Origin of the sequence: Candidatus Chloroploca mongolica, assembly GCF_004762035.2 — a bacterium.
In the GTDB taxonomy this organism is placed as follows: Bacteria; Chloroflexota; Chloroflexia; order Chloroflexales; family Chloroflexaceae; genus Chloroploca; species Chloroploca mongolica.
In genome coordinates this window covers 1-19,935 of the sequence record NZ_SIJK02000058.1, presented here as the reverse complement: position 1 = coordinate 19,935, position 19,935 = coordinate 1, and the positions used below count along the sequence as shown (strand labels likewise).

Annotated in this window: 20 protein-coding genes, 1 pseudogene and 1 riboswitch; of the genes and pseudogenes, 15 read left to right on the top strand and 6 right to left on the bottom strand. The window is 58.8% G+C overall.

The window, feature by feature from the left end; translation table 11 throughout:
* Positions 1 to 36: 36 nt before the first annotated feature.
* A riboswitch (TPP riboswitch) is annotated at positions 37 to 149 on the bottom strand.
* 174 nt (positions 150 to 323) lie between these two features.
* The 4 genes from EYB53_RS20830 (at position 324) to EYB53_RS26100 (ending at position 2,406) form a co-directional block, all read left to right on the top strand.
* Positions 324 to 722, top strand: coding sequence for an STAS/SEC14 domain-containing protein (locus tag EYB53_RS20830; protein WP_135480650.1), 399 nt, complete (start codon positions 324 to 326; stop codon positions 720 to 722).
* Positions 715 to 1,155 carry an HNH endonuclease gene (locus EYB53_RS20825; RefSeq protein WP_135480648.1) on the top strand — a complete coding sequence of 147 codons (441 nt, stop codon included), beginning with the start codon at positions 715 to 717 and terminating at the stop codon, positions 1,153 to 1,155. The genes EYB53_RS20830 and EYB53_RS20825 overlap by 8 nt, the downstream gene beginning before the upstream one ends.
* A 208-nt stretch (positions 1,156 to 1,363) precedes the next feature.
* On the top strand, positions 1,364 to 1,720 hold the full coding sequence (locus EYB53_RS20820) for a TylF/MycF/NovP-related O-methyltransferase (protein WP_205712708.1): 357 nt from the start codon (positions 1,364 to 1,366) through the stop codon (positions 1,718 to 1,720).
* Positions 1,657 to 2,406 carry an asparagine synthase-related protein gene (locus tag EYB53_RS26100; RefSeq protein ID WP_167857520.1) on the top strand — a complete coding sequence of 250 codons (750 nt, stop codon included), beginning with the start codon at positions 1,657 to 1,659 and terminating at the stop codon, positions 2,404 to 2,406. Before EYB53_RS20820 ends, EYB53_RS26100 begins: the two co-directional genes overlap by 64 nt.
* A gap of 42 nt (positions 2,407 to 2,448) precedes the next feature.
* Here the strand turns inward: EYB53_RS26100 and EYB53_RS20810 are convergent, their stop codons facing one another.
* Positions 2,449 to 2,979, bottom strand: coding sequence for a hypothetical protein (locus EYB53_RS20810; protein ID WP_135480644.1), 531 nt, complete (start codon positions 2,977 to 2,979; stop codon positions 2,449 to 2,451).
* A gap of 191 nt (positions 2,980 to 3,170) precedes the next feature.
* Positions 3,171 to 3,986, bottom strand: a complete 816-nt coding sequence (locus EYB53_RS20805; RefSeq protein WP_135480641.1) for a ferric reductase-like transmembrane domain-containing protein — start codon at positions 3,984 to 3,986, stop codon at positions 3,171 to 3,173.
* Positions 3,987 to 4,582: 596 nt separating this feature from the next.
* Between EYB53_RS20805 and EYB53_RS20800 the strand changes: the two genes are divergently transcribed.
* Positions 4,583 to 5,191, top strand: coding sequence for a CDP-alcohol phosphatidyltransferase family protein (locus tag EYB53_RS20800; protein WP_135480639.1), 609 nt, complete (start codon positions 4,583 to 4,585; stop codon positions 5,189 to 5,191).
* An 8-nt stretch (positions 5,192 to 5,199) separates the two neighbouring features.
* Positions 5,200 to 5,934 carry a TVP38/TMEM64 family protein gene (locus EYB53_RS20795; protein WP_135480637.1) on the top strand — a complete coding sequence of 245 codons (735 nt, stop codon included), beginning with the start codon at positions 5,200 to 5,202 and terminating at the stop codon, positions 5,932 to 5,934.
* 76 nt (positions 5,935 to 6,010) lie between these two features.
* Here EYB53_RS20795 and EYB53_RS20790 read toward each other — a convergent pair whose 3' ends face one another.
* The 4 genes from EYB53_RS20790 to EYB53_RS20775 form a co-directional block, all read right to left on the bottom strand.
* On the bottom strand, positions 6,011 to 6,547 hold the full coding sequence (locus tag EYB53_RS20790) for an HD domain-containing protein (protein WP_135480635.1): 537 nt from the start codon (positions 6,545 to 6,547) through the stop codon (positions 6,011 to 6,013).
* A gap of 320 nt (positions 6,548 to 6,867) precedes the next feature.
* Positions 6,868 to 8,271: an FtsW/RodA/SpoVE family cell cycle protein gene (locus tag EYB53_RS20785; protein ID WP_135480633.1), complete on the bottom strand. Its 1,404-nt coding sequence runs from the start codon at positions 8,269 to 8,271 to the stop codon at positions 6,868 to 6,870.
* A 67-nt stretch (positions 8,272 to 8,338) separates the two neighbouring features.
* Positions 8,339 to 9,577: a threonine ammonia-lyase gene (gene ilvA, locus EYB53_RS20780; RefSeq protein ID WP_135480631.1), complete on the bottom strand. Its 1,239-nt coding sequence runs from the start codon at positions 9,575 to 9,577 to the stop codon at positions 8,339 to 8,341.
* Between the two features lie 6 nt (positions 9,578 to 9,583).
* Positions 9,584 to 9,799 carry a hypothetical protein gene (locus tag EYB53_RS20775; protein ID WP_135480628.1) on the bottom strand — a complete coding sequence of 72 codons (216 nt, stop codon included), beginning with the start codon at positions 9,797 to 9,799 and terminating at the stop codon, positions 9,584 to 9,586.
* Between the two features lie 158 nt (positions 9,800 to 9,957).
* Here EYB53_RS20775 and EYB53_RS20770 point away from each other — a divergent pair, with 158 nt between their 5' ends.
* The 9 genes and pseudogenes from EYB53_RS20770 to EYB53_RS20730 form a co-directional block, all read left to right on the top strand.
* A complete protein-coding gene (locus tag EYB53_RS20770; RefSeq protein WP_135480626.1) occupies positions 9,958 to 10,254 on the top strand; it encodes a nucleotide pyrophosphohydrolase in 297 nt (98 codons plus the stop codon).
* A 105-nt stretch (positions 10,255 to 10,359) separates the two neighbouring features.
* Positions 10,360 to 11,415, top strand: a complete 1,056-nt coding sequence (locus tag EYB53_RS20765; RefSeq protein ID WP_135480624.1) for a C39 family peptidase — start codon at positions 10,360 to 10,362, stop codon at positions 11,413 to 11,415.
* A 5-nt stretch (positions 11,416 to 11,420) separates the two neighbouring features.
* The gene (locus EYB53_RS20760) at positions 11,421 to 12,290 is read left to right on the top strand and encodes a DUF2085 domain-containing protein (RefSeq protein WP_135480621.1); all 870 of its coding nucleotides are present in this window, start codon (positions 11,421 to 11,423) and stop codon (positions 12,288 to 12,290) included.
* A 170-nt stretch (positions 12,291 to 12,460) separates the two neighbouring features.
* Complete coding sequence (locus EYB53_RS20755) at positions 12,461 to 13,714, top strand: glucose-1-phosphate adenylyltransferase (protein WP_135480619.1); 1,254 nt, start codon at positions 12,461 to 12,463, stop codon at positions 13,712 to 13,714.
* 10 nt (positions 13,715 to 13,724) lie between these two features.
* Complete coding sequence (locus EYB53_RS20750) at positions 13,725 to 14,966, top strand: glucose-1-phosphate adenylyltransferase family protein (RefSeq protein ID WP_135480617.1); 1,242 nt, start codon at positions 13,725 to 13,727, stop codon at positions 14,964 to 14,966.
* A 1-nt stretch (position 14,967) separates the two neighbouring features.
* Positions 14,968 to 16,176 carry a class I SAM-dependent rRNA methyltransferase gene (locus tag EYB53_RS20745; RefSeq protein WP_135480615.1) on the top strand — a complete coding sequence of 403 codons (1,209 nt, stop codon included), beginning with the start codon at positions 14,968 to 14,970 and terminating at the stop codon, positions 16,174 to 16,176.
* Between the two features lie 56 nt (positions 16,177 to 16,232).
* Complete coding sequence (locus tag EYB53_RS20740) at positions 16,233 to 17,447, top strand: glycosyltransferase family 4 protein (RefSeq protein ID WP_135480613.1); 1,215 nt, start codon at positions 16,233 to 16,235, stop codon at positions 17,445 to 17,447.
* Positions 17,448 to 17,460: 13 nt separating this feature from the next.
* Positions 17,461 to 19,230 (top strand): tetratricopeptide repeat protein, encoded by a 1,770-nt coding sequence (locus EYB53_RS20735; RefSeq protein ID WP_135480611.1) that lies wholly within the window; start codon positions 17,461 to 17,463, stop codon positions 19,228 to 19,230.
* Between the two features lie 35 nt (positions 19,231 to 19,265).
* Positions 19,266 to 19,935, top strand: a pseudogene (locus EYB53_RS20730) (hypothetical protein); the annotation flags it as partial.

Below are 19,935 nucleotides of genomic sequence, written 5' to 3'. Positions count from 1 at the left end.
AACGGCCATTGCCCCAACGAAGGAGCAACGGCCGTCAACACACCGTAGATGCTTCCCTCCGCTGGTACTACCCAGGTCAGGTTCGAAGGGTTAGTGGCATTATGGGCCACACTCTCAGCCAGGCTCGCCTGGCCCCCCCAGCATGTGCGCTTGCTGGCGCACATCATTAATTGTTGAGGGTATTATACGCTATTTTGGTGGGCTTGGGGGGCAGTGTTTTGACGCAAAGGCGCAAAGGCGCAGAGTGTGGCACCTGGAATGTTATGATGGGCCAGACGTGGTAGAATCAGCGAAGTACCATGGCATAAGGTGAGGACAGGCCCATGAGCACAATTCCGATTGAGATCTCAACAGAGCAGCTGCTACGAGCAGTCGAGCGGCTTCCAGCCAATGAGCTCGAGACCTTTGTGGCGCAAGTCATCGCGCTTCGTACCCGCCGTGCGGGAGGACAGTTGGACGCTAATGAGACGGCGCTCCTGCTCATCATCAATGCAGCCCACCTCGATCCGGCCCAACAGGCTCGTTTCGATGCGCTCGTGGCAAAGCGCCAGGCAGAAACGATCACGCCGACGGAGCTGCAGGAGCTCATCGCGATGACCGACGTGATCGAACAGCGTGACACCGAGCGGCTGGAGGCATTGCAGGAGCTTGCCCGGGTGCGGCAGACGACGGTTGGTATACTCATGGACGCGCTTGGCATCAGGACTCCAGCATATGGTTGAAACGCCCCGCATCAACGCGGAATTGCGGGCGCTGGTGGTCGAGCGCGCACGTGACCGCTGCGAATACTGCCTGAGTCCTGCGCGCTACGCGACCCAACGCCTTTCAGTCGAGCATGTGCTCCCGCGTGCAAAGGGTGGCCAGACGGCGTTTGAGAACCTCGCGCTGGCCTGCCAGGGCTGCAACAACCACAAGTACAACCACACTGAGGCATTTGACCCGGTGAGCGGGTTGATCGCCCCACTGTATAACCCGCGCCGTGATCGCTGGAGCGACCACTTTGCCTGGAGCGCTGATCTGCTGATCATGGTCGGCCTCACCCCGACTGGCCGTGCGACGGTTGTTAACCTGCTGCTGAATCGGGCTGGCGTCGTGAATCTGCGCCGTCTGCTGCTTGGCGTCGGCGAACATCCCCCCACCGTCCTAGAGTTGTAGCAGCCGAGCGTGACACGATCACGCTCGAACCCACAGGGCGTCAAGCGCAAGATTTGGCGGCAATCGTCTTTGACGCAAAGGCGCAGAGGCAGCGATCCATTGGCATGGTACAATCAGAGGCGCACTCACAAACCTCGGTGCCTCGGCGTTACGCAACAAGGCCAATGACTGGTATCATAGCCAGGGTTAAAAGAAGGGGCTAGCCCACATGACATTGCCCATCGATTCATTGCCAACACCGTCATCTGACCTGCGCCAGATGTATCTGGAACTGCTCAAGCGTTGTCTGCTAGGCATGATCTATGAAGACCCGCCGACCGCAGCCCCGCCCATCGGTGGCTACAAAACTGAACGGTATCTCGCCACGTTTCGCGAGATGGGGCGCGATCTTCCCAGCCAGGCGCATTCGATGATCGGTCTGCGCCGCATGAACAACCTGCAAGCCTGCATCGAGCAGGTGCTGGCCGACGGTGTGCCCGGTGATCTGATCGAGACGGGCGTGTGGCGCGGTGGGGCGACGATCACAGCGGCGTGCGCACCGACAACTACTGGCAGTCCGACCTGACGCATACGTTGCACCTGGGCAGCGACGAGGCTTATCTGGAAGCCTTCCACGGCCTTTTCAGCCGCATCGTTGCGGATCACCTCGTCAGCCCAACGCCCGTTGCGCTCCAAGTGATCAACCCGCAGTTTGCCGCACAGCACGGCGTGCCGGAACTGGCGCATCACCACGACGACCGCCTCTGGCAACGCTTCAGCCGTGATCCGCGCCGCGTGCGCTACGATGCCCTGGTCACCCAAGACTTCGGGCCGTACATCAGCGCCTACCGGGCTCGCTTTGGCGTTGATATGCGGTCGCCCACCGCCGATGTGCGGCTCGCCGAGTTCTGCCTGGCGCTGCCGGAAACCCAGTTCTGGCGCAACGGCGAGTCACGCAGCCTGGTGCGCCGCGCCTTTGCAGGGCAACTGCCATCCTCGGTGCTACGCAATCGCCTGCGCGGGATGCAGGCCGCCGACTGGTTCGAGCGACTGAGCGGCGCACGTGAACAGTTCCATGCCGAACTGGAGCGACTCGAACGAAGCGACCTGGCATGTCAGGTGCTCGACCTGACCAGGATGCGGGAATTGCTCGAACGTCTACCAGCAAGCGCCGGGGCAACTCGGACAGATTACATCACCTATCAAGGCATCCTCCAGCGCGGGTTCATGATCGGCGCCTTTCTCTGCTGGTTCGAGGCAGGTGCGTTGTAACGCAGCGACGGGGAGGCGGGGAGATGCAGAGAGGGATTGCACCTAGGACGGCGGGCCGCCTGCGCTCTGCCAGATTTCCAGGATTGGGTACAGGCGCTTCAGATCGACGCCCTCCCAGGGCACGTAGCCATCAAAGCCCTTCTGGAGCTTGAAGATGCCGAAGCGACAGCCCAGCGGGTGGGCACACGGCGGCGGCGCGTGTTGCAAGCCGGCGAAACAACGCAGTCCACAGGTATGCAGAGGGAAGATCGCTGCCAGGTCGCACTCTACTGCGCCTTGCCACCTCGACAGGGTGACCTCCAAGACGCTGCGTAGCAATTGCTCGCGTGCAGGCTCGGCGGCAGGTAGTGACGTAGCGGCAATGATCAGACTCACATCAAGGTCTGACTCAGGGCGTGGTGTCCCGCCGAGTCCGCGGGAACCAGAGAGGATCAGGCGCTCGACTGCCGGGTGGAGCACAAGGTTGGCCGTGCCGAGCAGCGCGGCCGTGTTTGGCAGATACTGACTCAATCCGGGTGCGAAGGTCGTGATCAGCAGAGCATCTCGCTCGGGATCGGGCCGTTCAGTGACCATCTTCATCCTTCCTTCTCTGTGGGGCTTGGCTTGATTATTGTAACGCAGAGCCGCAAAGATGGGGAGACGCAGAGGTTGGTGCGCCACTCCTCTGCGCCTTTGCGCCTTTGCGCCTCTGCGTTACACATTCCGGGCTTTCATCCTAGCACCTGTCCGCCATCGATGCAGTGACAGCGCGTGGCATTTCCGTACTAGCGGAGGGCGAACTCTTCGTTGATGATCTGGCTGCGGCGGGCACCTCGCGCGACGAATTGCGTTTTGAGCGCATGCATCATTGGCGTCGGTCCGCAGAGCAGGATGCGGCGCGCTGTTCCATCGTCGCCGGTCACTGCTTCGAGCCCTTCCGCCGTCAGTCGTCCATCGGTCGTGGTTACGTGAAGGTGGAAGTGAACCTGTGGCAGCCTGTCCGCCAGCGTCAGGATCTCCTCCAGGTAGATCGCGTCAGCCTGGTCGCGCACCGACCAGACAAACCGGATGTCGCCGGAGTGTGCGGCTTTGCCCTCGGCTAGGTGGCGTAACAGACTCAAGAAGGGCGTGATCCCGATCCCGCCTGCAATCCAGAGTGCAGCCTTGCCTGTCGCCAGACCGCGCGCTCCGAAGGTGCCGTAACTGCCGAACACCATCACTTCGTCGCCGGGAACCAGATCCGCCAGGCGGGCCGTGTAGTCGCCCAGGCGCTTCGCTGAAAGGCGAAAGCTTCGCTCGTCTACAATGGCGGAGATCGAGAAGGGGTGTTGTTCATCGGGCAGGCCGACCGCAGAGCGTGTGACGGCGAGAAAAACGAATTGCCCCGGCTGAAACTGGTGTGGCTGGTCCAACGTGATCGTCAACTCGGTGACACCGTGGAGTTTGGTGACACGGTGAATCGTCCCACTGTGGCGCGGTCCCCACCGGCGATAGAGGAATGAGCTGTAGGCCCAGGCGTAGCCGCCGGCAAGCGTCAGCAGCCACAGATACCAGTCGCCCTGGGCGACAATTGCGTGGGCACCGCCAAGGATATATGGCACACCCAGGCAGAGTGATCATTGGTCTCCTCAGAAATGTTGCCTGGAACTACTCTATCCACGTTCCATGAGACTATGCTAAGGGTATAGATACAACCTTGGACATAGGATGAACTGAGCCCTCAAGAGAGCCAACATCCACATAAACCGAAGCGAACGAGTAGTTTACATCATACGCTTTACCGGGTTTCCCAGCAAGTCAGCAAGCTACCATTCCAGGGCTACGCTGAAAATGGGGGAACCACGTTCCCTCATTTTCAGCGTAGCCCTGGCTCCCATTCGCCCTCCGTCATTCCAGATCGCGGTTGCGTCGGTGCGCAGGACTGTGGGCACCGAAAGCTTCCGGGAAGCTTGCAGAGCTTCCCGGAAGCTTTCTGTCCACCACGCCCCACCTGCGAGGTCTGGCGGTGCGCAGGCGTGCCATGGACATCGGCGCCCTTCCGGGTGGCACCCGCCTGCCAGGTCTCCCAGGAGAAAGCTGAACAATTACGCGGCCCCCGCCACATCCCCAACGTAAGATTGATTACAGTCGACCCACAGGTGCTCTGGTATACTCAGCGTGCCAGAATGGGCAAGCGTAACACAAGAGGGTGTATTCCATGATTGACAAAGCGCTACGCGAACCAAAAGAGAGCCTGCTTGGTCCGTTGGTGCGAGGGCCCTTGCGCCGCATTCACCCAACGAGTGTCACGGTCGTCGCAGCAATTGTTGGCGTTGCCGCAGCGGTTGCGGCATGGCAAGGGCTCTATGTCGCCGCGTTGATCCTCTGGGCGGTCAATCGGATCCTGGATGGATTGGATGGTACGCTGGCGCGCCTGACTGATCAGCAGAGCGATCTGGGGGCGTATCTGGATATCCTGCTTGATCATCTGGTTTATGCAGCTATTCCGATAGGTCTGGCGCTCGCAGTCAATACGCCGGCAGGGTATCTTGCCTTAGCCGCCTTGCTCGCTAGCTTTTATCTCAACGGGGCCAGTTGGATGTACCTGGCCGCCCTGCTCGAAAAACGGCAGGCCGGCGCACGCAAGCAGGGTGAGTTAACGACGGTCACGATGCCTGGGGGCCTCATCGAGGGGGCCGAGACCGTTGTTTGCTACACCCTCTTTCTGTTGATGCCGGGGGCGCTCGTGCCGCTCTTTAGCCTGATGGCCGTGCTCGTCGTGATCACCGCCGGGCAACGCCTGATCTGGGCCTTACGCAATCTCTGAGGAGACGCATGGTAGACACATCACGTAGCGTGCCTGAGCGCACGCCGTTCTGGGCGCGGCACTGGCAAAAAGGCCTCGCCGCCCTCATCTGGCTCACTCTGGTTGGAACGTTTCTCGGCTATAGCCTGATCACCGGGCGCTCGCCAACCGACACGCTCTACGACCTGATCGACCTGCTGCGCACGCCGGTTGGACCGTTGCTCTACATCCTGATCTACACGTTACGGCCACTCGCCTTCTTCTCGGCGATTGTCGTTACCCTGATCGGTGGTGCCATCTGGGGGCCGTTCTGGGGAACAATCTTTGTCATCATCGGCTCGAATATGTCGGCGACGCTGGCCTACGGTTTTGGGCGGGTCTTTGGCAAGGGGGTCTTGCCCGAGGGCAACGAGGCCGCTACAGGCAACCTTATGAACCGGTATGCCGAGCGGCTGCGGCGCAACGCCTTTAGCACAATCCTGGTGATGCGGCTGATCTACCTGCCGTACGACCTGGTCAACTATATGGCAGGCTTCTTGCGGGTACCGTACCGACCCTACATCCTTGCCAGCATCCTCGGCTCGTTGCCAGGCACGCTCACCTTTGTCCTTGCCGGCGCATCACTGAACATTGACGACATCTTTGCCGGCAACTTCAGCATCTCAGCCATCAATCCGTGGACGCTCGTTCTCTCGGTGGTACTCTTTTTCAGCGGGTTGCTCATCTCGCGGTTCTTGCGGCAGAAAGAGAACCAGGAGGCATAAAAAGGCTGTTGGTGCAGAACGATCCGAGCAAAGCTCGGATCGTTCTGCACCAACAGTTTTCGTTTTCAGGGCGAAACTATTGCGAAAGTGCCTGACGGCCCTCGCGGCGCCAGAGACGGGTGATCAACTGGCGGCGACGGCGGCCGGAATGGCGGGCCGCATAAAACGGATCAGACGCGCACAACTGCCGCCGCATCTGAATGCTCTGCCCAGTAAAAAGACCACTGACAAACGTGGTCAGATCGGTCACTGACGCAATCTTATCGGCCACGGCAAGCACCCAGCCTTCGCGGGTCGTCGGACGAGGCCCAAGGGGGTACATATGGCTCACAATGGCCTGCGACACCTCTTCGCCCTCCCCAAGTTCAGCGGCCACACGCGCTGCGATCGCCCCGTGGGTTGTCAGCGTCCCAAGGCGCGAATCGAGATCATGGAGAATTGCCGCCCGCGTCGCCGTACGCTGATCGGCACCCATCAACGGCGCCAGTGCATACGAATAGCGCGCAACGCGCAGCATATGGTCGTGCTTCGAGACACTGTGGTGCAAATGGTGACGAGTTTCAACAACCCGCGGATGCGCAAGCAAATCGGCAATCAAGGCAGCATGATTCATGGGATCTTATTCCCTCCTCAGGGAACTGGAAGTCGCTCCAGTACATTGCAACGGGTAACTTACCCACCAACAGACACCTCTACCCGCTTCCTCAACTGGAGGAACTTATCAGCGGGAGCACAATACTCTTCCCAGACTGAGTACTGCGATCCTCATTGATCGCCCACGACTCGGTATACTATATATACGTTATACACGATCAAATAGTTGCATGGCAATTCTACCATAAGTCCTGTTTTTGGCTAGTCCCATCCATCCGGGGGGGCAGGGCTGACGGCATCTCCACACGCATCTTTGCGCCTTTGCGTCAAAAAACCATATCAAGGCTGAGCGTGAGCGGTCGCAGAGATGCGCATCAATAAGCCGACGATGATGAAGTTGATCAGCACCGATGAGCCGCCATACGAAATGAAGGGGAGGGTAATCCCAGTGAGGGGAATCAGGCGGAGATTGCCCCCGATAATAATGAGGGTCTGCACCGCAATAATCGTGGTGAGGCCAATGGCAAGCAATTGTTCGAACCCGCGAAAACGACCGGGGATACGCAGCGCAATATGGTAGCCACGAAAAATCAGCAGGATATAAGCAATCAGCACTGCCAGCGTCCCGATCAGGCCCATCTCTTCACCAATCGCCGTAAAGATGAAATCGGTGTGGATGGCTGGAACGACGGCAGGCACCCCCATGCCGAGACCCTGGCCGAAGACGCCGCCGGAGGCCATCGCATAGATCGCCTGAACAATCTGATAGCCCCGGTTCTGCGCCTGGGCCCATGGATCAAGCCAGATCTGGACGCGCAGCGAAACAATCGGCAGCAATTGGTAGAGCACATAGGCTCCGATGCCAAAGGCGAGCATCCCAGCCAGAACATACCAGGCTCGTCCGGTCGCAATATAGAGCATTGCCAGAAAGACGCCATAGAGTAAAAGAGCCGCCCCAAGATCGCGCTGAAAGACAATGGTGCCCATAGCAATGCCCCACATCCCCAGGAGGGGCACCAGATAGGGCAACGGCGGCAACGTCAGCGGACCGAGACGATAGCCAGCGGCAACCACTTCGCGATGCTGATTGAGGTAAGACGCCAGAAAGATCACCAGAATAATCTTGAGCAACTCGGACGGTTGAAAGAAAAAAAAGCCAAAATTGAACCAGACCTTGACGCCACTATCATTCGGGTCAACCCCAAACAAAAACGTGGCAAAGATCAGAACAAGTCCGATTGTCAACCAGAGATAGCGGTAGTTATCGAGCACATCGAGCAACGTGAGCTTGAGCCAGCGAATCAGGATGCGATCCCAGGGTACAAAGAGCATCGCCGCGAGGCCAAGCACCCCCAGGGTCACCCAGAGTGACTGTTTGCTCGCGATACCTTCGTAACAGGGAAAGACTTCACCCCCAACCGCAGTACACAAGTAGCGTACATTGAGGCTCGGCTCAAGGCGGGCGGTCAGCATCAGGCTCAACCCGGCGAGCAACGCAACCAGTGGCAACAGCACCTGGTCGGCATGCGGACTCTTGAAACCCAGGCCAATCGACACGGCAATAAAGAGCAGCAATGGCAGCGCCGAGGGCCAGAGGATCGTCAGCAGACCGGGCAGCGTGGCGACAAACTCTCGCTGACGGGTCGCCAGCATTACCAGCGTATAACCTGCTGCAAAGAAGACTAGCACCGTGAAGAGCAATTGAAACTCTACCCCACGAAATTGCCGCAGTCGTGTGAGCATTGTGAACAGTTACCTTTTTCGCTGGAACAACAGCCAGCTACGCTGGCTGTTGTTCCAGCGAAAGAAATTAAACAGGCCAAGATCCTACATCCCCGCGTTCGCAGCTATACCCGTGGTGCGCCAGGTGATCAAAGACAGCTTGGGCGTGCTCTTCATCACGCACTTCAAGCACCAGTTCGACGCCAGCACGATCAATAGGGACACGCCACATGGCGCGCCGATGAAAGAGGTCGAGCACACTGGCCCCGACTTCGGCAACACGATTCACCAGCCCTGCCAGACCACCAGGACGATCATCCACACTCGTGCGCAGCAGCAAGTAACGCCCCTGGCGCACCAACGCCGTCTCGAGCGCCCTGGTGAGCAGGTTGCTATCGATATTGCCCCCACACAAAATCGTCGCCACAACCTCGCCTGGTTGCAGCGCCACCTTGCCCGCAAGTAGCGCGGCAACCCCAGCAGCCCCCGCCCCCTCAACGACCAGACGGCTGTTTTGCACCACATGGGCAATGCCAAAGACAATCTCGTCTTCATCAACGGTAACCACATCATCAACGAGTTCGGCAATGATGGGCAAGGTCAATTCACCTGGAGATTTGACGGCGATTCCGTCAGCAATTGTACGTGCGGTGGCGAGCCTGATCGGGCAACCAGCGGCGAGCGAGTCGGGCACAGGGGCGCAGCCGGCCGCCTGCACCCCAATAATGCGTACCATGGGCAAGAGCGCCTTGAGCGCAATGGCGATCCCGCTGATCAGCCCACCGCCGCCAATCGGCACGACAAGCGTCTGTAAATCAGGTAACGCCTCGGCGAGTTCAAAGCCAATCGTGCCCTGACCGGCAATGACCCGTGGGTGATCAAACGCATGCACATACGTATAGCCGTGCTGCTCTTGCAGCATCCGTGCGTGGGCGACCGCCTCATCAAAGCCCGCACCAGCCAGCACCACCTCGGCCCCAAGGCGGCGCGTCGCGACAACCTTGGTCAACGGGGCACGTTCAGGCATCACAATCACGGCCTGTACTCCACAGAGTTGGGCCGCCATCGCAACACCCTGGGCGTGGTTGCCGGCTGAGGGAGCAATAACCCCGCGGGCCTTCTCTTCACGGCTCAAGTGACTGATCGTATTGTAGGCCCCACGGATCTTGAATGAGCCGCTATGCTGCGTATTTTCCGCCTTATAATAGACTGAGGCCCCCAACTCGGACGAAAGGCGGGCAGCTGGAATAACAGGCGTCGCCAGAATCACATCGCGCAGCGTTCGCCGCGCCGACTGAATATCAGCCAGGCTCACCGTGGTGCTCATATCAACTCAATCCTCATCCTGGAGGCCCTCACGCCGATTGGCGGCATGGGCAGCCAGGACGCGCAAACGCATCCCTGTCTCTTGATCGCCGGCCTCCTGGGCCGCTTCGATCAGCACCCCAAGGGCGAGTTGCAAACGGCGCAACCCTTCCTGATCGTTCGCCAGAAAACGTGCCGCAAGCGTCCGTTCACAGTAGGCAATAATTTGTTCAACCGTTACCATAGCAATACCTCCTTTAAATGTAGGGGTATTGTACCATTATTGGGGCTTGGCCCCAATAATGTTCTGGTGTGGAGCGGCTTCGCCGCTCGATGAGAGTTTATGGTTCGTTGTGGCGGCGAAGCCACCACAACGAACCATAAACTGAGGAAGGAAGATGTATGACGATTGACGAACTCACGCGAGTAATCAATGAATTTGTGACCGCTAAGGGATGGTACGCTGACGATACAAAGTTCCCGCAAACGCCGCGCAATATTGCGACATCGGTGGTGATCGAGGCAGCCGAATTGCTAGAGCATTTTCAGTTTGGTGATGAGCCTGCCGATAAGGCGGCGCTGGCTGGCGAGCTGGCTGATGTGGCGAATTATCTCTTTCAACTCGCCTATCTGCTGGACATTGATCTGACCCAGGCTATCCTTGATAAACTGAAGGTGAATTATGACCGTACCTGGTGATCGGTTTCACATAAATCCTTCTCTTCGAGCAAAAGCACACGCTCTGTGCTCAGGGTATAATAGGACAATGCTATGGGTTCATGAAAAAGAGTACGAGCCTTCCGTATGTCACGTCATCAAAGTAAATCCTGGTCGTCCGATGAGCTTGCGGGTTGGCAACGTGCCGCTCCCACTGTTGACGACGATCCCGCGGCACGCATTGTGCTCGTTGGGCCTGAGCTCGCTTTTGCCGGTGCGAGTGAGCTGATTCCGTCATGGGCCGCTGATACGCCTGAGCAGAGCTGGATTGAGGTGCAACTCGAGGTGACGGCAGCGCATGAGCCGCCTTCGCTCTATCGCATGGGCCGTTGGGATGACGCACGCGCAGGTTCGCAACGAACCAGCTTTGCGGCTCAGCGCACGCCCATTGCTTCTGTTGCAACCGATACCCTGGTCATCACGGCCCCCGCGGTGACGGTGCGCCCGCGGATCGTGCTCGGTGGCAAGCCCGGGGCCGACATGCCCGACCTTGAGGCCCTGACGCTCTGTGTGACCTCAAACGCGCTGCCTCCTGCGCCGCTTCCCGAGGCTCTCCCCGAGACTGCGCTGTCGGTGCCGTTGCGTTTGCCGCAGTACGCCTACGTCGGCGGCGAAGGCTGGTGTAGCCCGGTTGCCCTCGCGATGGCCCTGGCGTATTGGCACGAACAGACCGGCGACCCGCGCCTTGCACCCTTCCGCGACCCGGCCTGTGTCCCCGATCTGGTGGTACCAATGGTCAACGATCCCGCCTGGCAGGGTACCGGCAACTGGGCGTTCAATACCGCTTTTGCCGCCGCACACGGGCTGACAGCCTACATCACGCGCCTCGACAGCCTGGCGCAACTTGCCCGCTGGATCACCGCAGGTGTTCCGGTGATCGCCAGCCTCGGCTGGCACGAGGGCGAGCTCGAGGGCGCACTGGTGCCGAGTAACGGACATCTCACGCTCGTACGCGGCTTTGCCCATGGACGACGCGTCTTGACCGCCGAACCAGCAAGTTATGAAGAAGTGCAAGTCTTGCGTTCCTACCGCGCCGACCAGTTCTTTACGTGCTGGCAACGGGCTTCATCGGGAACAGTCTATCTTCTCTATCCGCCGGGGTGGCCGCGTCCCGAGCCTACGGCGGATGATGCCTGGGTGTAAGATCTGTGAGCCAAGAGTCACCTGATAAGATTATCGAACTGGCCCGTGAGCGCATTGCCGAACGCGAGCGCATCGAGCAACAACAGGCCAGGGACACTCGTGTCGGGCGCATCCAGGCGGGTGAACGCTTCTGGCAGGTGCTCTTTCTTGCCATGGTTGCGGCACTCTTGCTGGTGCTCTTCTTCTGGCCAGGCGCGACGCTCGAATGGAAGCTCTATGCGACGGTGCATGGCTTGGTTGCCCAGAAGCATACGATCGTCATCGACGGGCGCGAACTTCCCGTCTGTGCGCGCAATCTTGGCATCTACAGTGCCTACCTCATTTCGCTCGCGTACCTCTTTGGGCGCGGCCTGGGGCGCGCCGCCGCCCTGCCCTCGCGCCCGATCTTGCTCATCCTGGGCCTCTTTATGCTGACCATGGTTGGCGATGGCCTCAACTCGCTGCTCGAAGATACCGGGCGCGTCTATTTCTACCCCCCGCGCAATGACCTGCGCACGATCACCGGGGCACTTTTTGGGCTGGCCCTGACGCCGATCATCCTCTTTGTCTTCAACCGGGTACTGCGCGCCAATCCCGAGCCAACCCGTGCTGTACTTGACTGGAGTGATCTCATCGCCCTGCTCGGCCTCAACGGGATCTTTGTCGTCGCTGCCCACAGCGGGCTCAGCTGGCTCTTCTGGCCGCTCGCTTTCCTTGGCGTCATCGGCATCCTCAGCGAACTCTTCACAATGCATCTGCTCGTCGTCGCCAGCGTCATGGGCTACCGCAATGCGATCACGCGGCTCACCCAACTGGCCCGCCCGGCCTGCCTCGCCCTGATCACCACCGGGCTCTTTACCGGCGGCCTCGCCTGGCTCCGTTTTGCCGGGGGCTAGGCACAATTGCACCATCAGACAATTGCGGGTACAATCAGCATAGCCCTGAAGAACAATTGGTGGAATGAGCCACTTCACAGCGGCAGTGGTCTCAGGTCACTCCCGGTTGAACTGGCATCCGTCGATAGCATGGTGGCAGATCACTGGTGTGTCACAATGGAAGGGAAGTTATGCGCGTCGTTGCGATGATCATGGCTGGCGGGGAAGGCACCCGGCTCAGTGTGCTTTCTGAGAAGCGAGCCAAACCTTCAGTCCCCTTTGCTGGCAAGTATCGGATCATTGATTTCACCCTCTCAAACTGTGTCAATTCGGGCATTTTTGATGTTGGTGTCTTGACCCAGTATCGCCCTCACTCGCTCAACGACCATATCGGGATCGGCAAGCCCTGGGATCTCGACCGCGCCCGCGGTGGTGTCCGTCTGCTGCAACCGTACCAGGGACGCAATGAGCAGAGTTGGTACCGCGGAACGTCGGACGCGATCTATCAGAATGTGAACTTTATTACCGAGTGTCGCGCTGATCTGGTGCTCATTCTGTCGGGCGACCATATCTACAAGATGGACTACAATGCGATTCTTGAGACGCACCGTCGTCATCGCGCCGATCTGACCGTTGGGGTCATGGATGTCCCGCTTGAAGAGACGGATCGTTTTGGCATTATGACCGTGGATGAAGAGGGTTGCATTGTTGAGTTTAGTGAAAAACCGAAAGACCGCGATAAGGGCACGCTCGCCTCGATGGGCATCTATGTCTTCAATGCCGATGTCTTGATCAGTCGCCTCTCGGAAGGCCAGGGCGATCAGCCTCGCATTGATTTTGGCAAGAATGTCATTCCTGCGATGCTTGCCGAGGATCGCGTCTATGCCCATCGCTTCGCTGGCTATTGGGTTGATGTCGGTACTATTCAGTCGTATTGGGAGACGAGTCTGCAATTGCTTGATCCCACACTCGATTTCGATCTCTACGATCTCGACTGGTTGATCCGTACCCGTAGCGAAGAACGCCCTCCCGCCAAAATCGGGCCACAGGCCCAGGTCAACCAGGCCATTATTTGCAATGGTTGTACCATCCGCGGGACAGTGGAACGCTCAGTGCTCTCGCCAGGGGTCTATGTGTCGCCAGGCGCAATTGTGCGCGATAGCGTCGTGATGAATGATACTTGGATTGGCCCCGGGGCGGTGCTTGACCGCGTGATTGTTGATAAGCAGGTCGTCGTGGGGGCCGGGGTGCATCTCGGCAGCGGGGACGATCTGACGGTGCCAAACCGCGCCCAACCCGATAAGATCAATACGGGCATTACCGTGGTTGGCAAGTCATCCCATATTCCCCCAGGGACGATCGTCGGGCGCAATGTGGTGATCAATGCGGATCGCGACGAGGCCCACTTCCCCGGGCGCGAGGTGGCATCCGGCGAAACGATTTAGGAGGAACTCTATGCTGCGCACACTCGCGCTGATCCTCGCTGGCGGTGACTCGCCCGCACTTTCGATCTTGACCGCCGAGCGTACCGAGGCTGCGGTGCCGTTCGCGGGCAAGTATCGCATTATTGATTTTACGCTCTCGAATTGCATCAATTCGAGCATCTATAATGTTGGGGTGCTCACTCAGTATCGCCCCCGTTCACTCCACGCCCACCTCGGCGTTGGACGCCCCTGGGATCTCGACCGCGCCCACGGCGGGCTCCGCGTGCTCCATCCTTCCCCTACCCCCGATGGCGGTGGTTGGCAACGGGGCACAGCTGATGCCGTTCGTTATAATCTCGATCTGATTGAAGATCAACAGGTTGATGCGGTGCTCTTGCTCGCCGGCGATCATATCTACAAGATGGATTACCGTCCGTTGCTCGAACTCCACAAAGAGCGCGAGGCCGATGTGACGATGGCTGTGCGTGGCGTTAGTCCCCACGAGGCCCGTCGCTATGGCATCGTTGCCGTCGGTGGCGATGGCCGCGTCGATCGCTTTGAGGAAAAGCCCCGCCGCGCTCAGTCAAACCTTGCGTCCATGGGGATCTATGTCTTCCGTAAGCAGTTTTTGCTCGATCTGCTTACAAAAAGCCGTGATAATGATTTTGGGCGCCATATTTTGCCCACGATTGTCACTCGCTGCAATGCCTATGCCTACCATTTCCAGGGTTACTGGGCTGATGTCGGCACGCTCCAGGCTTTCTATGAGGCGAATATGGCCCTGCTCGCCGAGTCGCCCGCCCTCGATCTCTATGATCCCGAGTGGGTTATTCATACCGCCAGTACCTATCGCCCCGGTGTCGAATTGGGCGCAACTGCACAGGTCGAAAATGCCCTCTTGAGTGATGGTGCCCGTGTCTATGGAACCGTCGTGCGCTCGGTGCTCTCGCCTGGCGTCTATGTCGCCCCCGGTGCGGTCGTGCGCGATTCGGTCATTATGGGCGATGCCTGGATCGGCGAAGGAGCCGTGGTCGATCGCTGCATTATTGATGAGGAGGTTCATATCGGCAAGGGCACGGTTGTTGGTGAAGGCAACGCAACGACGCCAAATCAACAGGCCCCCGAACGGTTGAATACGGGCCTGACGTTGATTGGTAACCATACGCACGTCCCCGCGGGTCTGACGATTGGACGCAATGTCGCGATCAGCCCGCGCTTGGCTGCGCAGGCGTTTCCCAAAAACGGCACTGTGCCCAGTGGCGCGACCCTCTGAGATGAATCTACCTGAGGTTACGGTTGAAGCGAGCCTGCGGGGCCGCCTCGCTCAGGGGCATCCCTGGGTCTATCGCAATCATGTACGCGGCGGCGACCGCTTGCCTTCGGGTACCTGGGTGCAGGTACGCTGTGGCAATCTGCTGGCCTATGGCCTCTGGGATGCAGAGAGCGCGATTGCTGTGCGCATCTTTAGCCTCTCCTCGTGCCCCGATGCCGCCTGGGTCGCCGATCGCGTCTGGGACGCCTGGGCGTTGCGTGCCCCGCTCCGCGAGCAGAGCGCAACCACCGCTTATCGCTGGATCTATGGCGAAGGCGATGGCTTGCCCGGCCTCGTCGCCGATCGCTATGGCGATTATGTTGTGCTCCAAACCTATGCCGAAAGCGTGCAGACGCTTGTTCCGCTCGTCGTAGCGGCCCTCCCCGCCTGCGATCGTGACCTGCGTGGCATTGTGTTACGTGAACGTGTGACCGAGGAAGGTACTGATGAGCCTTCTTCGGTACCCGATCACCCCCACCGGGTACGCCTACTCTGGGGCGAGATGCCACCAGATGAACTGGTGGTGCAAGAACACGGCCTCTTTCTCTCCGCCAATCTCTTGCGTGGGCAGAAGACCGGACTCTTTCTCGATCATCGCGAAAATCGCCGTCTGGTCGAGAGCCTGGCCAGTGGGCGCGAGGTCTTGAACTGCTTTGCCTATACCGGGGCCTTCTCACTCTATGCCCTGCGGGGTGGGGCCGCCAGGGTGGTCAGTGTCGATAGTGGTCACGGCCTCGCCCAGGCTACCGACGCCAATCTCGCCCTCAATGGGATGGCGTCATCAAACCATCGTTTTGTCACCGAAGATTGTTTTGCCCTCCTCGATCGCTATGCGAAAACCCGCCAGTTGTTCCAGTTGCTTATTCTTGACCCCCCGAGTTTCGCCCGCCAGAAGAGTAGCTTGCACGCGGCCTCACGAGCCTATACGCGCCTCAATAGTCTGGCCCTCCGCTGCCTTGAACCAGGCGGCTTGCTGGTATCGGCCAGTTGTACCAGCCAGATGAGTCCTGAACATTTCCGGAGCATGCTCGCCGAAGCCGCCGCGCAAACCCGGACACGCCTGCAAATCGTCTACGAGACCGGTCAACCAGGCGACCATCCCGTCCCGGCTGGCTTCCCAGAAGGGCGTTACCTGAAGTTTGTCGTGGCGCGCGCCTTGCCCATATCCTGAAAAGGTTCGTTCGCTCCTTGTGATACCGACACAGGGGTGCTATAATTCCCTTTGCTATGCACGTGCTCCAGATTGCGTGGGAGTATCCTCCCTACATCATTGGCGGCCTCGGGCGCCACGTCGCTGAACTCGTACCTGCCCTTGCCGCACATGGGGTTCAGGTCACGGTGCTTGCTCCACGGTTGAGTGGGGGGCCACTCAATGAGATGGATCAGGGGATTACGGTTCATCGGGTTGAGGTGCCCGAGATGCCGCGGGCAGATTTCCCTGGCTTTGTCGCTCATACCAATCAGTTGCTGATCCAGGCGGCGCTCGCGTTACAGTCCTCCGCCGGACGCTTTGATCTCATTCATGCCCACGATTGGTTGGCCGCTGACGTCGGGACAGCTCTCAAACATCACTGGAAGATCCCGCTTGTCGCGACGATTCACGCGACTGAACGAGGTCGTGGGCGGGGCGGCCTCCATAGCCTCGCGGCCCATCGGATCAATGACCTGGAATGGCACCTCTCGTATGAAGCATGGCGGGTGATTGTCTGTTCCCATTTTATGGCGCGTCAGGTGCAAGACTATTTTCAGACCCCTGCCGATAAAATTGATATTGTGCCAAATGGGGTAAATATCGGTCGTTCTCCGTTTAATGATGCGGAACACTGGCTTGAATTTCGTCGTCGTTATGTTGCCGATGATGAACGGATGGTGTTTCATGTCGGTCGCATTGTCTTTGAAAAGGGTCTCCATACCCTGCTTGATGCCTGGCCCACTATTAGCCGTCGGCTTTTGGCACGGCTGGTCATTGCAGGTACCGGTGATTATCTTGAAGCGTTGAAGGCCCGTGCGGCCGCCCTCGGCATTGGATCGACGGTGCGCTTTGCCGGGTTTATTACCAATGAAGATCGCGACCGGCTCTATCATGCCGCCGATCTGGCGATCTTTCCGTCACTCTATGAACCGTTTGGGATTGTGGCACTTGAGGCGCTCGCGAATGCATGTCCGCTGATTGTCAGTGATGCAGGTGGCCTCGCCGAAGTGGTACAACACGGCATTACCGGCCTGATTGTGCCCGCTGATAATCCCGGTGCGCTGGCGGATGCAGTGATTGCAACCCTCGATCGACCTGAGATCGCTCGTGCACGTGCGGGGGCTGCACTCAATGAGATCCGCGACTATTATACCTGGTCACGCATTGCATGGCTGACCCTTGCGGTCTATCAGCAGGTTTTGAACGAATGGGATACCACGTCATGGGGAAAGGAGTTGCCTGTGACGTAAAGGATATTGTGCAATGAAGCATACTGAACTCCTCGCGCAGGCAATCCTGGCGGCCCACGATGGCCAGATCGATGAAGCGAAAACGCGCTTCCTTACCCTGCTTGAGACCGATGAGCAGAATGAACAGGCATGGCTCTGGCTCGCAAAACTGGTTGATGACCCTGAAGAACGCCGGATTTGCCTCGAAAATGTGTTGATGATCAATCCAGCCAATGCCTATGCCCAGCGCAATCTGGCCACACTCCAGGGCAAGACGGGCCTTCCCCCCTGGGTTGAAGCTGAACCAGATACCTCCTCTGCGCAATGGCTTGATCTCATGCTCTCTGATGTCAATCAGCGCTTGCCTGATTGGCTTGTTGACCAGCAGCTTGCTCCTCAGTCAGTCCAGTTTGGTCAGGTGCCTCGCCGTCCCAGCGCTCGGGCAGAGGAGCCGTCACGCCCCGTAGAGGCCCGCACTGTACCCCACCCCGACCACGCTGAGAAGCAGCCTTTTCAGCCTGACCGTGAGTTGCTGGAGGTGTTCCCCGATTGGTTGACGAGCGAGCAACTTACGACAACCCCAACGGGGCAGCGCCTGTCTCGTGATCAGGCAGCACCCTTGATCAGCCAGCAAGAACAACTCGCCGCCTGGCTTGAGACCCTTGTCCCTGAACCTCAAGAAGCCGTTGAAGCCGATCCAGAGCCCGAGCCTGCGCCGCAGACCCAGCAACTGGACGAACCAAAGACGCCCGCTGGAGCAGATCCGTTTGCTCCACGTCTGAGGAATGGTCACGTCGACGATATCTTTGTCTCAACGCCGGTCACGTCCGAGCGTCCACCAGCTGCTGCCTCCCCGGTGACGAATGATCATCGCCCGATTGTGCTGCTACCAGCACCCTCTTCGTTCTTGAGCATCCCCTCTAGACATACTGCGATGGAAGAAAAAGATGCTGAAGAACCATGTCCTTTTTGTGGGGCTACTACTCGACTTACCGATCACGCCTGTCCATCATGCAACACGAACCTCATGATTCGGGAACGGCCCGAGGCGCGACGCTCAGTGGCCCTCACTCTCTTGATTGCAATGTATAGTGTTAATACCTTGCTTGTGGTTGGTCAGGCCGTCTTGACGATTCTCTCAATTCTGATCATCGTGCTGCAGGCAAGTTTGGCGGAACAGGAACTTCCAGTTATCAATACGATCCCAATGGTTGCCAGGTTTCTCTTTACGGCGCTTACCCTTGGTATCATGATCGGGTTGTGGCGCAAACGCGCCTGGGCCTATCTGTTGCATACGGTTGGGACTGGCCTGGTTATTGCGAGCATCTTCGGTATGCTCGTCAGTACCAAGATGAGCTTCATGAGCGATGTGCTCCCCCTCCTTGGTCTGGCACATGCTGAGGCAGCCGGGTCGCTCGGCGGGCTTGGCTTCATCGTGGCCCTTGTGGCGCTGACGCTCATCAGTTATGGCGATTTTTTTGGACGGCGTATACGTATGACCACAACAGGTTTGATGACGAGCAGCGATGCCTATAACCTCGGTCTGCTCTATCGTGATAATGGGATGTGGTTTATGGCGGCCCACGCCTGGGAACGTGCCGTGATGCAGAATCCCCGTGATCCACAGGTGCGTCGTGCGCTTGGCCTTGCCTATGCCCAGATTAAGCTTTATGATGCAGCTATTGATATCCTCAAGACTGCCATTGCGCTTGATCCCGAGAATAAGCAAGTACGTGGCGATCTTGATCTGGTTACTCATCTGGCGAACAAGGCTAGGCGTGACCATTCGTTGTCACCTCACTAGCGTTGCCTCGCGATCCAATGTAAGGAACTGCCTCAATGAACATGCCCGATCTGTTGAACCAAGCGATTGAGGCAGCCCGCCATGGACAGGCTCGGGAAGCTGAAGCGATGCTCTTGGAGCTTGTTGAAGCGGATGAAACCAATGAACTGGCATGGCTCTGGCTGGCCGAGGTGGTTGCGAACCCGGAAGAGCGCCGTACTTGTCTCGAAAATGTCCTGGCCCTTAATCCGGCGAATGCAGCAGCTCGCCATGATCTCCAGCGCCTCAATGCGGCGTATCCCCTCGATGAAGTGCGTCCCGCTTCGCCCATCAAGCCGGCTAGCAAGGCGCTTCGCCCCTCCCAACGACCGGGTCTGCCCACATGGCTTGTGAATGTCCCCTTGCCAACCGACCCGGCTATTTTTCGTGAGTCCGATACTCCCGAAGGTGCGGAACGGTTGGCACGCTGGCTGCATACGCCTTCTTCTCCAAGCAAGGACTTGACGCCCCAGGCACCCAACGAAGAAGTGATGCCTGTCTCCTCGCAGGATGAATTAGCCCTTCCTGAGTGGCTTGTCATTGATACCCCTCCGGATCTTCATGAACAGTCCCGCGCACCGGCTGATGCCTCGATACCCGACTGGCTCAGCCTTGATCCGCCCGCCGCGCCAGCCGAGCCGGAGCCACCCCGCGAGCGCACCGCTGCCCCGGTGCCCGATTGGCTCA